The sequence below is a fragment of the Xanthomonas dyei genome, from assembly GCF_002939865.1.
GTDB classification, from domain to species: domain Bacteria; phylum Pseudomonadota; class Gammaproteobacteria; order Xanthomonadales; family Xanthomonadaceae; genus Xanthomonas; species Xanthomonas dyei.
Genome location: NZ_MDEE01000050.1, coordinates 1 through 12,772 on the forward strand (window position 1 = coordinate 1; position 12,772 = coordinate 12,772).

12 protein-coding genes are annotated in these 12,772 nt (G+C 66.3%); 2 read left to right on the forward strand and 10 right to left on the reverse strand.

The annotated features are described in order from the left end of the window. Window positions 1-232 precede the first annotated feature (232 nt). Genes XdyCFBP7245_RS20890 through XdyCFBP7245_RS20915 form a run of 6 tightly spaced genes read right to left on the reverse strand, consistent with a single transcriptional unit; the run spans window position 233 to window position 4,350 of the window. Window positions 233-1,294 (reverse strand): MlaA family lipoprotein, encoded by a 1,062-nt coding sequence (locus tag XdyCFBP7245_RS20890; RefSeq protein ID WP_104617321.1) that lies wholly within the window; start codon window positions 1,292-1,294, stop codon window positions 233-235. Window positions 1,295-1,304: 10 nt separating this feature from the next. Beyond that, window positions 1,305-1,598, reverse strand: coding sequence for an STAS domain-containing protein (locus XdyCFBP7245_RS20895; RefSeq protein ID WP_058563564.1), 294 nt, complete (start codon window positions 1,596-1,598; stop codon window positions 1,305-1,307). After that, window positions 1,588-2,250 (reverse strand): MlaC/ttg2D family ABC transporter substrate-binding protein, encoded by a 663-nt coding sequence (locus XdyCFBP7245_RS20900; RefSeq protein WP_104617322.1) that lies wholly within the window; start codon window positions 2,248-2,250, stop codon window positions 1,588-1,590. The genes XdyCFBP7245_RS20895 and XdyCFBP7245_RS20900 overlap by 11 nt, the downstream gene beginning before the upstream one ends. Then, a complete protein-coding gene (gene mlaD, locus XdyCFBP7245_RS20905; RefSeq protein WP_104617323.1) occupies window positions 2,247-2,798 on the reverse strand; it encodes an outer membrane lipid asymmetry maintenance protein MlaD in 552 nt (183 codons plus the stop codon). The genes XdyCFBP7245_RS20900 and mlaD overlap by 4 nt, the downstream gene beginning before the upstream one ends. A gap of 8 nt (window positions 2,799-2,806) precedes the next feature. Beyond that, window positions 2,807-3,556 (reverse strand): MlaE family lipid ABC transporter permease subunit, encoded by a 750-nt coding sequence (locus XdyCFBP7245_RS20910; protein ID WP_104617324.1) that lies wholly within the window; start codon window positions 3,554-3,556, stop codon window positions 2,807-2,809. Continuing rightward, window positions 3,556-4,350, reverse strand: a complete 795-nt coding sequence (locus XdyCFBP7245_RS20915) for an ABC transporter ATP-binding protein (RefSeq protein ID WP_104617325.1) — start codon at window positions 4,348-4,350, stop codon at window positions 3,556-3,558. The genes XdyCFBP7245_RS20910 and XdyCFBP7245_RS20915 overlap by 1 nt, the downstream gene beginning before the upstream one ends. A 409-nt stretch (window positions 4,351-4,759) precedes the next feature. Here XdyCFBP7245_RS20915 and XdyCFBP7245_RS20920 point away from each other — a divergent pair, with 409 nt between their 5' ends. Next, complete coding sequence (locus tag XdyCFBP7245_RS20920) at window positions 4,760-5,047, forward strand: DUF6916 family protein (RefSeq protein WP_104617326.1); 288 nt, start codon at window positions 4,760-4,762, stop codon at window positions 5,045-5,047. 6 nt (window positions 5,048-5,053) lie between these two features. On the opposite strand, the gene XdyCFBP7245_RS20925 is transcribed toward XdyCFBP7245_RS20920, so the two are convergent. The 4 genes from XdyCFBP7245_RS20925 to XdyCFBP7245_RS20940 all read right to left on the reverse strand — a co-directional run bounded on the left by XdyCFBP7245_RS20925 (window position 5,054) and on the right by XdyCFBP7245_RS20940 (window position 7,355). Then, window positions 5,054-5,611, reverse strand: a complete 558-nt coding sequence (locus tag XdyCFBP7245_RS20925) for a GNAT family N-acetyltransferase (RefSeq protein WP_104617327.1) — start codon at window positions 5,609-5,611, stop codon at window positions 5,054-5,056. A 4-nt stretch (window positions 5,612-5,615) separates the two neighbouring features. Then, window positions 5,616-6,152, reverse strand: a complete 537-nt coding sequence (locus XdyCFBP7245_RS20930) for a phage tail protein (RefSeq protein WP_104617328.1) — start codon at window positions 6,150-6,152, stop codon at window positions 5,616-5,618. Between the two features lie 62 nt (window positions 6,153-6,214). Beyond that, window positions 6,215-6,742 carry a phage tail protein gene (locus XdyCFBP7245_RS20935; protein ID WP_104617329.1) on the reverse strand — a complete coding sequence of 176 codons (528 nt, stop codon included), beginning with the start codon at window positions 6,740-6,742 and terminating at the stop codon, window positions 6,215-6,217. Between the two features lie 67 nt (window positions 6,743-6,809). After that, complete coding sequence (locus tag XdyCFBP7245_RS20940; protein WP_104617330.1) at window positions 6,810-7,355, reverse strand: phage tail protein; 546 nt, start codon at window positions 7,353-7,355, stop codon at window positions 6,810-6,812. A 298-nt stretch (window positions 7,356-7,653) separates the two neighbouring features. On the opposite strand from XdyCFBP7245_RS20940, the gene XdyCFBP7245_RS20945 reads away from it, so the two are divergent. Continuing rightward, window positions 7,654-12,417, forward strand: a complete 4,764-nt coding sequence (locus XdyCFBP7245_RS20945) for a putative Ig domain-containing protein (RefSeq protein ID WP_386261801.1) — start codon at window positions 7,654-7,656, stop codon at window positions 12,415-12,417. Window positions 12,418-12,772 lie beyond the last annotated feature (355 nt).

Here is a 12,772-nt window from a genome sequence, read left to right on the forward strand (position 1 = left end):
ACTTCTTCATCGCTTGAATCCTCGTTGCTACGGGGGCCCATGCTGCCGAAGTCTCTACTTTACTGTGGCTCAGTTTTCAGGGGGTGGGTCATTGGCTGCGCTAAAAACACGCAGCGATCGAGGCGGCCGCGCCGGACACTGGCGCACGTCATCATCTGCATGTTTTTCGCAAAGCAAAAAGCCCGGGATCGCTCCCGGGCTTTTGCATGCAGGTCACACCACAGCTCGCCGATCAACGTACCCAGTTGGGGATCGGCATCGCATCCACCGGTACCGTGCTGTCCTTGTCTTCGCGCAGATAATCCGGCAGCTGGTTGTTCTTGTCGCGGTGGCTGCGCAGATCGCGCACGATCTGGTAATTGCGGCGCTGCATCCAGGCATCGCGGGTCAGCGCGTATTCGTCCGGTGCCTGGTCGCGCAGCGAATCCAGCGACATCAGCTGCGAACGCGTGTCCACCAGCTGCAGGCCCTGCAGGGCGAAACGCGCGCCGCTGTCGTCGAGCTGGCGCAACGGCGACAGCGGAATATCGCCGCCCAGGCCGAAGGTGTCGCGCACGGTGCGTGGGCCGAACAGCGGCAGCTCGAAGTAACGCGAATTGCGCCAGCCCCACACGCCCAGGGTCTGGCCGAAGTCTTCGCTCCGCCGCGGAATCCCCGCCGCGCTGGCCGGGTCGAACAGGCCGGCCACGCCCAGGGTGGTGTTCATCACAAAGCGCCCCAGCGACTGCACCGCATACACCGGATGGCCCTGCAGCAGCTGGTTGACCATGGTCAACGGCGTGCCGAGGTTGTCGAAGAAGTTGGTCACGCCCAGGCGTGCCGGTTGCGGCACCACCTTGGTGTAGCCAGTGGCCAGCGGACGTGCCACGCCCCGGTCCACCGCCATGTTGAAGCGGTGCATGCCGCGGTTATAGCGCTCCCACGGGTCGTAGGCCGGTGCAGCGCCCGGCTGCGTCGGCGCACCGTCGGCGCCGGCCTGCGGCGTGGCCGTGCCATACAGCGCAGCGAAGTCGTCTTCGGCCGAGGTGGGCGCACCCGTGGTTTCGGTGCCGGCATCGCTGCCGGCAGCGGACTGTGGGGCAGGCGCAGCGGCCATGCTGGCAGGCACCGCGTCGGGCGCGGCGAAACCGGCGGCGGCCGGTTGCGCGGTGACTCCGGAATCGTCACGCACCGGTGTTTCGGTGCTGGGTGCGGTATCGGCACTGGCCGACGGCGGTGCCGACTTCGGCGCGTGGCTGGCGCAGGCGCCCAACAACAGGCAGGCCAGCAAGGGGAGGGTGCGTAACTGGGTCATGGCGTGGCGCTCAGGCCTGAAAATCGAGAGTGGGAGACAAGCGATAGGCGGCGCGCAATTCGTCCAGACCGGACGCCTCGCCCACCACCGCCGCAGTGCCGTTGCCGCGCAACCGCGCGGCCAGTTCGGCCAGCATCGCAACGCCGGCACTGTCCAGGCGTTGTACACCTGTCAGGTCGAGCGTGCGCACGCCATCGAGCTGGGCGATCGCCTGCGGCCAGGCCGCAGTGACCGCCGCACGGTCGAGCACGCCGGTCAGCGCCAGCGTGTCGCCGTTGCGTTGCACGGTGCTGTTACTTGCCATTGGCCGGTGCCGCACCGACCTGCAGGTTGCCGCTGCGCAGATCGGCGGCGACCTTGGCGATGCCCTTCTCGCGCAACGGGCCATCGAACTGGGTCTTGAAGGTCTGCACGTAGGAAATGCCTTCGATCATCACGTCGAAGATCTTCCACTGGCCGCCGCTGTTGCGCATCAGGTAGTCGACCGGGGTCGGGTCGTTGCCGGCGCGCAGCAGGTCGGTGGAGACCTTGACGCCGCGGTTGCCCGGCAGCGCGCTCTCGGACTTGGCGCGGAAGGTCGGTTTGCCTTCGAAGTTGAGCAACGCGGTGCCGTAACGCTGCATCAGGTTCTCGGCCAGTGCGTCGGCAAACAGCTTGATGTCCGCGTCCGAGGCGCCACGGCCGTGCACGCCCAGCACCAGACGGGCCGAGTAATCGCGGTCGAAGGCCTTGTTCAATTCGCCATTGATGTACTGACGCAGCGCGGCCGGGTTGCTACGGAACTCGGCGCGGCGCTGGTCCAGCGTGGTCAGGATGCGGGTGCTGCTGTCGATGACGGTCTTGGTGGCCGCGCCTTGCGCAGGCGCGCTGGCGGCGGCGGGCTGGGCCAGCACGGTGGCCGGTGCGCACACCAGCAGGGTCGAGGCCAGGATGGCGGAGAGCAGGTTGGTTTTCATTGGTGGTGAGGTTCCGTAGAGGGAGAAGCGGGCTGGGCAGGCGCCGGCGCCTGACCATCGGTGGCGGCCGGGGCATTGCTGCCACCACTCCCGCCACCACTGAACATGTACTTGCCGACCAGCTGCAGCAGATCCACTGCCGGCTGGGTGAAGCCGATCTCTTCGCCCGGCTTGAGCGTTTCCGGGTCGCCGCCCGGCTGCAGACCGATATAGCTCTCGCCCAGCAAGCCGCTGGTGAAGATGCCGGCCGAGGTGTCGGCGGGCAGATCCTTGTATTTGGTGTCCAGCGACAGCGTCACCACCGAATCGAACTTGGTCGGATCCAGGTTGATCTCGGACACCTTGCCGATGGTCACGCCGCCGATCTTCACCGGCGCCTGCGCGCGCAGCTGGCCGATCTGGCTGAAGCGCGCGGTCAGCGTGTACTGGCTGGCGCCGAAGCCCCAGCGCTGATTGGTCGAGGCCACCGCCAGCACCAGCAGCGAGGCCAGGGTCAGCAGCAAAAAGGCGCCAACGGCGAATTCGAGTCGTGGTCCACGCATGGCCATGGGCTATCTCACCTAAACAACATTGCAGAAAGGACGAAGTTGAACATCAGCACCAGCAGCGAGGCGTTGACCACCGCGCGGGTGGTGGCGATCGAGGTGCCTTCGATGGTCGGCTCGGCATGGAAGCCCACGTAGGCGGCGACCAGCGCGGCCGTGCCGCCGAAGATCGCCGACTTGAGCATCGCCACGCCGAAGTCGTCCCAGAAATCGACGCTGTTGCTCAGCCCCGACCAGAATGTGCCGTTGTCGATGCCCAGCACGTGGACGGCTTCGAAGTAGCCGCCGGTAATGGACAGCGAGCAGAACACGCCGGTCAGCAGCGGCACCGTCAGCACCGCCGCCCAGAACCGCGGCGCCACTGCCTTGGCCACCGGGTCGATGGCCATCAGTTCGAGCGCCTTGATCTGGTCGGTGGCGCGCATCAGGCCGAGTTCGGCGGCGATCGAGCTGCCGGCGCGGCCGATGAACAACAGCGCAGTCAGCACCGGTGCCAGCTCGCGGTACAGCGACAGCCCCAGCAGCGTGGACAGCGCATCGGAGGCGCCGTAGGTAGTGAGCGTGCGGTAGCCCTGCAGCGTCAGCACCAGGCCGACGAAGGCGCCGCCCACGGCGATGATCGGTAGCGAGCGCGCGCCGACCTTGTAGATCTCGCGCACCAGCTCGGCGATGAAATCGCGCGTCGGCAGCGAGCCGCGCAGCACGGTCAGCGAAAACAAGCCGGCGCGGCCGAAGGCGCGGATCGATTCAACCATGGCCATCAGGCAGCACTCCGGTCGCGACGCGGTGCGGCATCGAAGGCGATCGGTCCATCTGGCTGACCGTGCAGGAACTGCTGCACCAACGGGTCGGTGCTGTCCTGCAATTGCGCCGGGGTGCCGGCGAACACGATGCCGCCATTGGCGATGACCACCGCCTGGTCGCAGATCGGCAGCGTCTCGTGCACGTGGTGGCTGACGATGATGCTGGTCAGACCCAGGCTGTGGTTGAGGCGTTGGATCAGGCTCATGATCACGCCCGAGGCGATCGGATCCAGCCCGGTCAGCGGCTCGTCGTAGATCATCAACGGCGGGTCCAGCGCCAGCGCGCGCGCCAGCGCCACACGTCGCGCCATGCCGCCGGACAACTCGCGCGGCCACGCATCGGCGGCGGCGAGCAGGCCCACGGCGTGGAGCTTCATCTGTACCAGCCGCCGCAGCACCGGCGCCGGCAGGCGCGTATGCGTGCGCAGCGGCAGCGCGACGTTATCGGCCACGCTCAGGTCGGTGAGCAAGCCGTTGCCTTGCAGCAATACGCCGACATTGCGGCGCACTTCCAGCAACGCCCGGCTGCCGTGCGGGATCGGGCTACCGAACAAGGTCACCGTACCGGCGACCGGGCGCAGTTCGCCGGTCAACGCCGCCAGCATCGTGGACTTGCCGCTACCGGAAGGACCGAGCACCGCAGTGATGCTGCCGCGCGGCACATCGAGCGAAACGTCGCGCAAAATGGTCCGCCCGCCGCGATCGATGCGGACACCGGACAACTGCACGACAGGAGAGGCGGACGCCGTCATCGAAGCCTTTAACAGAATTCCAACGCATTAGAGTAGCCGTCACACGGCTGAACATAACCGAACCGCTGCGTGCAGTATTGTCGCATTCATGCGGTAAGCGATGTGGCCGACCATGTCGCCATCTGCGTAACAGCGTGTCCCGCAACGCAGCGACTGCCGCCCTGCATGGCATCGCTGTGCAACGTACGTCGCAGTAGGGAGCCCGAGCGTGCGCGATCGCCCGGAAGCGTTTGCGGTGTTTGCGCCGTCGCGGCGTTTCCGGCGGCCAGGGCTTGGTTCGATGGTCCTTGGCCTTTCTCTTTGCGATCTGTGTGATCTGTCGAGTGCGTCGCGTTGTTGGTATCGCCGTCTTGTGGTGTCTGCGCAAAAGACGCGACGATCCAGCTCCATCGTCGCCAAGGAATCATCCATGGAGTTGCTGACGCTTGAACACTTCGCCGGGAGTGTCAATGAAACCTTTGCTGCGTCCTTGAACGAGGGCGAGGTGCCGTTTGTCTTGGTAGAAGCGCGGCCGCTGCAGGACGCACGCAACTCGCAACGCGCGCCGTTTTCGCTGTTGTTCCGCAATGGCTCGGCGTTTCTGTTTCCGCAGCAGACCTATCAGATGCGCCATGCGCGGCTGGGCGAGATCGGCATCTTTCTGGTGCCGGTGGCACGCGAGCGCGATGGGTTTCTGTATCAGGCCGTCTTTAATTGAGCGCGTTCAACTGACCAGGTGATCGTGCGGATGCCAGTGCATCTGCAGATGTGTCTGGTTGCTGCGGCCTGCAACGAATCCATGGCGGACATACAGGCGCTGCGCGGCGGGATTGGCGTGCAGCACATGCAATGACAGCGCGCATCCCGCCTCGCGGGCGCAGGTCTGTGCGTGCGCAAGCAGGTGCGAACCGATCCCGCGGCCACGCCAGTCCGGCAGCAGGCTGATGTCGATCAAGGTGTGCTGAGGCGCTGTGCGATGTAGATAGAGCCGGCCGATGCGCGCATCGTTTGCCTCCACGATCAGAAAGTCGGCATCGGCAAAATACTGCCGGTAATGCGCGCGTTGCAGGCTGAATTGCTGGTGCAAGAACGCGCGCTTGGTCGCTTGCGGCCACGGCACGCAAGCAAGCTCGTCGCTGCGCGTGCTGGCGTACAGCGCCTGCAACCATGGCAGGTCGGCATCGCGTTCCGGACGCAAGACGACGGCCTGCGGACCAGACCCGACCGCAGGTTCGTGGCCTAACGCTGCTGTTGCTGCCGTGCTGGCAAGCCGCTTGGCCATGGCCTCAATCGAATACCGGGTAATCGCCCTGCAGTGCGATGCAGAAGTTCACTGCCAGATAGGGTTGCCGGTTCTCGTGCGCCAAGCCGTTGCCGGTGGGCAACAGCATGCTTGGGGAGAACTGCTTGTCCGGCGCGACTGCAAAGAACGGGCGCTCGGTGTTGACGTTCAGCGACGATAGGGCCGCTCCGCTGGCCGGCGTGCCCGTCTTTTTGGCCGGATCCGGCTGCGAGAACGCGTTGACGCCATGTTGGTGCACCGGGATCTGCGTGCTCAGCAGGCTTTCCGAGGCGGAGCCGAAGTTGCTGCCCAACGTGTGCGGGGTCAGGCCCGGTCCCGGACCTTGCTGGCAGCCGGCGCGCGCGGAGAAGTTCGGCAACTGGAAGGTGCTGGTGCCGTTGCCGCCATAAGCCGCCCCGAGCAGCGAGTACAGCGTGGTGTTCTGCGTGATCGGCAGGGTGGCGCCATTGCAGAACGCCCAGCCGACAGGATTGAAATCGAAGCCGAACAGCTGGATTTCGCCGATATAGGGTTCGGTCATGAACGGGTTCCTCCGGTGGAGCGGAAGCGGGCGCCGCGGCCTGATCGGCGCGGCGCGTGGGATCAGGCCTGCTGCGGAAAGATGCCGGTGGTGGCGATGCAGTACTGCACCGTCAGCGTCGGCATGAGGTTGTCGTGCGGTTGGTTGCCGCCAGCAAACGAGGTGCTCTGGGCGGACATCGCTAGCGTGGTCGCTCCGTTGACGTCGCTGGCATAGAACATGCTGCCGTTGACCGCCGCCGGCAACAGTCCGGCGGATGCGGTGGCGGTCGCCGCGCTGGTGGTGGCCTGGGCGGTATGCGTGTGCGCCGGGATCTGCAGATCAATCAACGTCACCGTCTCGGTGCCGGAGCGCTGGGCGAGCACATAGTTGTTCAGCCCGGGACCTTGGCCCTGGTGGATCGGCACGCGGCCGCGCAGGTCCGGCACCCCGAATGTGTCGGTGCCATTGCCGCCGTAGACGGTACCAAGCAGCACGTACAACGTTTCGTATTCCGAGATCTGCAGCAGCGAGCCGTCGCAGGCCTGCCAGCCCTGGGGAGTGCGGCCGAAGCCGAACATGCGGATTTCGCCGATGAATGGAGTACTCATGAGATCCTTCCTGGTCGATGAGACGCCACGCGCAAGCTGCGCGCTAAGCGTCCGGATATGCGTGCGCCTAGCTGCGCGAGGGGAAGATCCCGTTCAGCGCGATGCAAAAATTGATCGTGGTGTACGGCTGCATATTCGGATGCGGCTGGTTACCGCCGCTATTGGCGACCGTGGCTTGGGACAGCGGCACCATCGCGCCAGCCGCGGCGTATAACGCGTGCGCGGTTCCCGTGGTGACGTTGTTGTTCGCGAACAGGCGGCCGGTCGGCACGCGGTTGTCGCCGTTGGCGCTGCTGCAATCCATCAGGTGGGTATGCGCGGGGAGATTGTCCGCCAGCAGCGTCACCGTCTCCGAACCGGCGGCCTGCCCCATCGGCATTGCCGGAGGCTGCCAACTCGGATCGGCCGACGGCCCGTAACCCATCGGCGTGCGTCCGCGCATGTCCGGCAACGCGAACGTGCTGCTGCCATTGCCGCCAAAGCGGTTGCCAAGCAGGCTGAACAGCGCCTGGTTCTGATTGACCGGTAATAGCTGGCCGTTGCATTGCGCAAAATATTTGGGCGCAAAAACGAAACCGGTCAACATGATTTGACCGATGAAGAACTCGCTCATGCAGATCTCCCCGCGTAGTCCGCCGCCGAGCGAATGTCGGGGCTGCGGTACAGATACCTGCCGAGGGTGCGTACCACAAGCCACCAGTGTTCGAAACTGGAATGAAGTATTAATTTCTCATTCTTTAACTGGTAGTCAGTTCCTGTTCAAATAGCGCCGCAGTCCAACTGTATGTCCTAAAAGGCATCGCGTTGTGCTGATCTGAGGCACCAGGACCGATGCCGACGCCGGGGTGGCGTGCTTCTTTTGGGGAAAATTCATGTCTACGACTTTCACTGCCTTGGGCGGCGTGCGTCCCATGCTGCGTTTGCTGATGGCGTTGCTCTGGCTGGCGACGTCGCAGGTCTGTCTGGCTGCAGCCGGGCCCGGACCTGGACCCGCATGCCCGACTCCCCAAAGCGGTACCGTGAACTCGGGCGGCTCGGTGACCTTCGATGTCAGCGACTGCGACGGCACGTCTAACGTGGGCATGACCGATCCCGGCGTATCTCCGGCGCATGGCAGTTACAACCTCACCGGTCAGCTCGATGGCGCCGGTACCGAACGGGTGACATATACCAACAACGGTGATGGCGCGGCGTCGGACTCGTTCTACCTGATAGACGAGTACAACAACCAGATCGTCTTCAACATCACCATCACCCCGGCGATTACCGCTGGCATCGCGGTGAGCCCGGCCAGCCGCAACGAAGACAGCGGCGCATCGTTCACCTACACGGTGACCCTGAGCCAGACCAGCAGCTCGGCGACCACGGTGAACCTCACCCGCAGCGGCACCGCCACCAACGGCGTCGACTATACGGGCGCGGTGAACAGCATCGTGGTGCCCGCCAATACCGCTTCGGCCAGCTTTCCCGTCACCCCGGTCTCCGATACCACGGTAGAGGCCGACGAGACGGTGGTGATCAACGTGGCCAGCGGCACCGGCTATGGCGTCGGCAATCCGGCCAGCGCCACCGCAACCATCCTCAACGACGATCTGCCTACCGCATCGATCGCGGTGTCTCCCTCCAGCGTGGCCGAGGACGGCGCCACCAATCTGGTCTGCACTGTCACGCTCGACCAGGCGCCGGTGAGCGCGGTGTCGGTGGCCTACAGCGTTGGCGGCAGCGCCACCTCGGGCACCGACTACGCGGCCGTGAGTTCGCCGCTGGTGATTGCCGCCGGCCAGACCACGGGCACCATCACCATCAACCCGACCGCCGACAGCACCGTCGAACCCGACGAGACCGTCGCCATCAGCCTGAGCGCAGGCAGCGGCTACAGCGTGGGCTCGCCCAACAGCGCCACCGGCAGCATCCTCAACGACGACCAGCCGTCGCTGTCGATCAACGACGTGTCCGTGAACGAGGGCAACGCCGGTACCACCAATGCCACCTTCACCGTGTCGCTGAGCCAGCCGGCCGGCGCCGGCGGGGTCAGCTTCGACATCGCCACCGCCTACGGTACCGCGACCGCAGGCGTGGACTACGCCGCTTCCAGCCTGACCGGGCAGACGATTCCCGCCGGCAGCAGCAGCTATACCTTCACGGTGCTGGTCAACGGCGACACGCTCAGCGAGCCCAACGAAACCTTTTTCGTCAATGTCAGTAACGTCGCTGGCGCCACGGTCAGCGACGCGCAGGGTCAGGGCACCATCGTCAACGATGATGCGCTGCCTGGGCTGTCGATCGACGATGTCAGCGTCAACGAAGGCAATAGCGGGACCACCACGCTCACCTTTACAGTGAGCCTGAGTGCGTCCAGCGGCCAGACCGTGTCGGTCAATTACGCCACTGCCGACGGCACTGCCATTGCCGGCAGCGACTATGTCGCCCGCTCGGGCACGCTGACCTTCGCGCCGGGTACGACCGCGCAGGGCGTGGCTGTCACCGTCAACGGCGACACGGCGGTCGAGCCCAACGAAACCCTGACCGTCGGCCTGTCCGGCGCCAGCAACGCGTCCATCGCGCGCGCCACCGGCACCGGCACCATCGTCAACGACGATGCGGTGGTCACCGTCGCACCGGCGACCCTGCCTGCCGCGACGTCAGGCAGCGCCTACAGCCAGACGGTGTCCGCCAGCGGCGGTAGCGCGCCTTATTCCTTCGCGATCACTGCCGGTGCGTTGCCGCCCGGGCTGATCCTGAGCGCTGCCGGCGTGCTGTCGGGCACTCCCACCGCCACCGGCAGCTTCAACTTCACGGTAAGCGCGACCGACAGCGGCGCCCCGACGACCGGAAGCCGCGCCTACACCCTGGTTGTTGCCGGTGCCAGCGTCACGCTTCCGGCGACCTCGCTGGCCGCCGGCACCGCCGGTCAGGCCTACACGGCGGCCATCACGCCGGCGAGCGGCGGCATCGCGCCGTATACCTATACGCTCAGTGCCGGTGCGCTGCCGGCGGGTATCACGCTCAACAGCGGCACCGCTGCGCTCAGCGGCACGCCCACGGCACCTGGCACCTACAACTTCTCCCTGACCGCTACCGACAGCACGACCGGTACGCCGTCTACTGCCACCCAGAGCTACACGCTGACCATCGCTGCGCCCACCATCGTGCTGGCGCCGACCACGCTGCCCGCTGCGACGCGCGGTACGGCGTACAGCCAGGCGTTGAGCGCCAGCGGCGGCACTGCGCCTTACAGCTACACGATCGCCGCTGGCGTGTTGCCGGGTGGCCTGACCCTGGCAGGCAACGGCACGCTGTCGGGCACGCCGACGGTGGATGGCACGTTCAACTTCACGGTTGAGGCGACCGATGCCAACAGCTTCACCGGGACGCGGGCGTATACGTTGACGGTGGCCGGCCCGACCCTGGTGTTGCCCGCATCCACCTTGCCGGCAGGCACCGCAGGGCAGGCGTATACGGCAGCGATCAGCCCGGCCACCGGCGGCACTGCGCCGTACAGCTATGCGCTGAGCGCTGGCGCGTTGCCGGCCGGCATCGTGCTGGACACCGCAACCGGTGGGCTGAGCGGCACGCCGACGGTGTCTGGCAGCTTCAACTTCACGCTCACCGCCTCCGACAGCACGCCCAGCCCTGCGGCGCAGGCCTCGCGCAGCTATGCGCTGACCATCGGCGCAGCCACGCTGGCGATCGGGCAGAACACGCTGCCGCCGGCCGTCGCGGGCACGGCGTATAGCCAGACGTTGACCGTGTCCGGCGGCGTGGCGCCTTACAGCTTTGCGGTGACCAGCGGCAGCTTGCCGGCCGGCCTGACCCTGGCCGCCAATGGCACGCTGTCGGGCACGCCCAGCGGCGAAGGCGTCAGCAACTTCACCATCGCCGTGACCGATGCCAGTGCCGCCAGCGCTGCGCAGGCCTATAGCTTCAGCGTGGTCGGCGCGGCTCCGGTGGCGATTGCAGACACCGCCGCAACCATGGATGGCACCGCAGTGACGGTGGCGGTGACCGGCAACGACACCGGCACCATCACCGCGATCGCCATCACCACCGCACCCACCAACGGTACTGCCGTGGTCGATGGCCTGCAGGTGGTCTATACCCCGACCGCCGGCTTCATCGGCACCGATGTGGTGAGCTATACCGCCACTGGCAGTGGCGGCACCTCGGCGGCGACCACGCTGACCATCACGGTCAACGCGCGGCCGGTTGCGGTGTCGGTGACCGCAGAGGCAGTGCCCGGCGAAGCGCAGCAGGTGGATATCACCCGCAACGCCACCGGCGGGCCGTTCGTGGCCGCTGCGGTGGTCGCGGTGCTGCCGGCCTCCGCCGGTACCGCCACCATCACCCGTGTCGGTGGTGCCGCCACCGCATCGGCGGCACGCGCCTCCGGCCTGTCGCCGGCCGCCACCGCGATGGCCGAAGTGCCTACCTTCACGCTGACCTTTACGCCCAACCCGGCATTTGTCGGCCAGGCGACGGTGCAGTTCACCTTGTCCAACGCGTTCGCTACCTCGGCGCCGGCCAGCGTGGTGTTCAACATCGCACCGCGCCGCGACCCGAGCCAGGATGCGGAAGTGCGCGGCTTGATCGATGCGCAGTCCGAGTCCACACGGCGGTTTGCGCGCGCGCAGATCGACAACTTCCAGCGCCGGCTGGAGGCCACCCATCGCGGCGGCGGTAGCTTCAGCAACGCGGTGAGCTTCCAGCCCACCTCGCATTGCCGCCAGGCCGAGCGCGGTGTCAGTGCGCAGCCCTGCAGCCCGGACACGCAGGATGCCGATAACGACTTCCGCGATGCGGCGGCGGTGGCGTCCAGCGGTACCGCGCAGGCGCAGGGGCAGGGCGATCTGGGTCTGTGGATCGGTGGTGCGATCCGCTCGGGCAGCTTGAACCGGCAGGCCAGCAGCAACGGTGTGGACTTCCAGACCGACGGCTTGAGCGTGGGTGCGGATTACCGGGTGGCGCAGTCGCTGGCGATCGGTGCAGGCCTGGGTTGGGGCCGCGACGACAGCGACGTGGGCAACAACGGCAGCCATAGCAAGGGCAACGCGTACACCATGGCCGTGTATGCCAGCTTCCATCCGGGCAAGGCGTTCTTCTTCGACACCCTGGTCGGTTACCAGTTGTTGTCGTACGACCTGCGCCGCTATGTGAGCGACGATGGCTCGCTGGCCGAAGGCAACCGCGACGGCAAGCAGTGGATCGCCTCGCTGTCGACCGGTGCGGACCTGCAGCGCGACAGCCTGCAGATCACCCCGTATGCGCGGCTGGATGTGTCGCGCGCCACGCTGGACGGCTATAGCGAAGACGGCGTGGCGCCGTTCGCGTTGCGCTACGCCGACATGGATGTGGCCACCACCACCGGTAATCTGGGCCTGCGTCTGGAATGGCGTCGCGAAGTGAGCTGGGGCCGCCTGACCCCGCAGCTGCGGGTGGAATACCAGCGCGACTTCCAGGGCCGTGGCGATGCCACCCTGAGCTACGCCGACCTGTCTGGCGGGCCGTTCTATCGCACCGGCCAGAGCGCGTTCGATCGCAACCGCTTGATGGTGGGCATCGGCGCGGCGTTGCTGACCGAACAAGGCCTGTCCACGCGGCTGGAATACCGCGGCATCACCGATGGCGACAGCGGCAACGACCAGACCTGGATGATCAATCTGGAAAAGAAATACTGATCGCGCCACGCGCGCCGCAGTAAAGGCAACGCGATGGGCCGGGCACTGCTCGGCCCATCGCGTTTGTGGCGCGTGCAGGAGTGGCAGCCAGGGCGCACCGAGGTGCGTGTCGCTTGCGATTGGCTTACATGCAGCGGGCAGGCGACACGTCGCGCGCAGCATGGCTCGCATGACGCTGCGTAGGCTGCACGGCCGCAAGCGATGGCGACACCGTTCCCTGTCACTGGCCGCGCTCGCCTGAGCGCAGTTGCCATGTTGCGGATACCACGTGTTGGCGCAGCACGTGCAAGCACATCGACTGGCGCGCATCGGGCAGGTCGACAGCGCATTCCCTCGCCATCCGGCACAATGCCGC

Coding starts and splice junctions, on each gene's coding strand:
- XdyCFBP7245_RS20890 (WP_104617321.1), bottom strand. CDS start 1,294: ATGACCCAGTTACGCACCCTCCCCTTGCTGGCCTGCCTGTTGTTGGGC.
- XdyCFBP7245_RS20895 (WP_058563564.1), bottom strand. CDS start 1,598: ATGGCAAGTAACAGCACCGTGCAACGCAACGGCGACACGCTGGCGCTG.
- XdyCFBP7245_RS20900 (WP_104617322.1), bottom strand. CDS start 2,250: ATGAAAACCAACCTGCTCTCCGCCATCCTGGCCTCGACCCTGCTGGTG.
- mlaD (WP_104617323.1), bottom strand. CDS start 2,798: ATGGCCATGCGTGGACCACGACTCGAATTCGCCGTTGGCGCCTTTTTG.
- XdyCFBP7245_RS20910 (WP_104617324.1), bottom strand. CDS start 3,556: ATGGCCATGGTTGAATCGATCCGCGCCTTCGGCCGCGCCGGCTTGTTT.
- XdyCFBP7245_RS20915 (WP_104617325.1), bottom strand. CDS start 4,350: ATGACGGCGTCCGCCTCTCCTGTCGTGCAGTTGTCCGGTGTCCGCATC.
- XdyCFBP7245_RS20920 (WP_104617326.1), top strand. CDS start 4,760: ATGGAGTTGCTGACGCTTGAACACTTCGCCGGGAGTGTCAATGAAACC.
- XdyCFBP7245_RS20925 (WP_104617327.1), bottom strand. CDS start 5,611: ATGGCCAAGCGGCTTGCCAGCACGGCAGCAACAGCAGCGTTAGGCCAC.
- XdyCFBP7245_RS20930 (WP_104617328.1), bottom strand. CDS start 6,152: ATGACCGAACCCTATATCGGCGAAATCCAGCTGTTCGGCTTCGATTTC.
- XdyCFBP7245_RS20935 (WP_104617329.1), bottom strand. CDS start 6,742: ATGAGTACTCCATTCATCGGCGAAATCCGCATGTTCGGCTTCGGCCGC.
- XdyCFBP7245_RS20940 (WP_104617330.1), bottom strand. CDS start 7,355: ATGAGCGAGTTCTTCATCGGTCAAATCATGTTGACCGGTTTCGTTTTT.
- XdyCFBP7245_RS20945 (WP_386261801.1), top strand. CDS start 7,654: ATGCTGCGTTTGCTGATGGCGTTGCTCTGGCTGGCGACGTCGCAGGTC.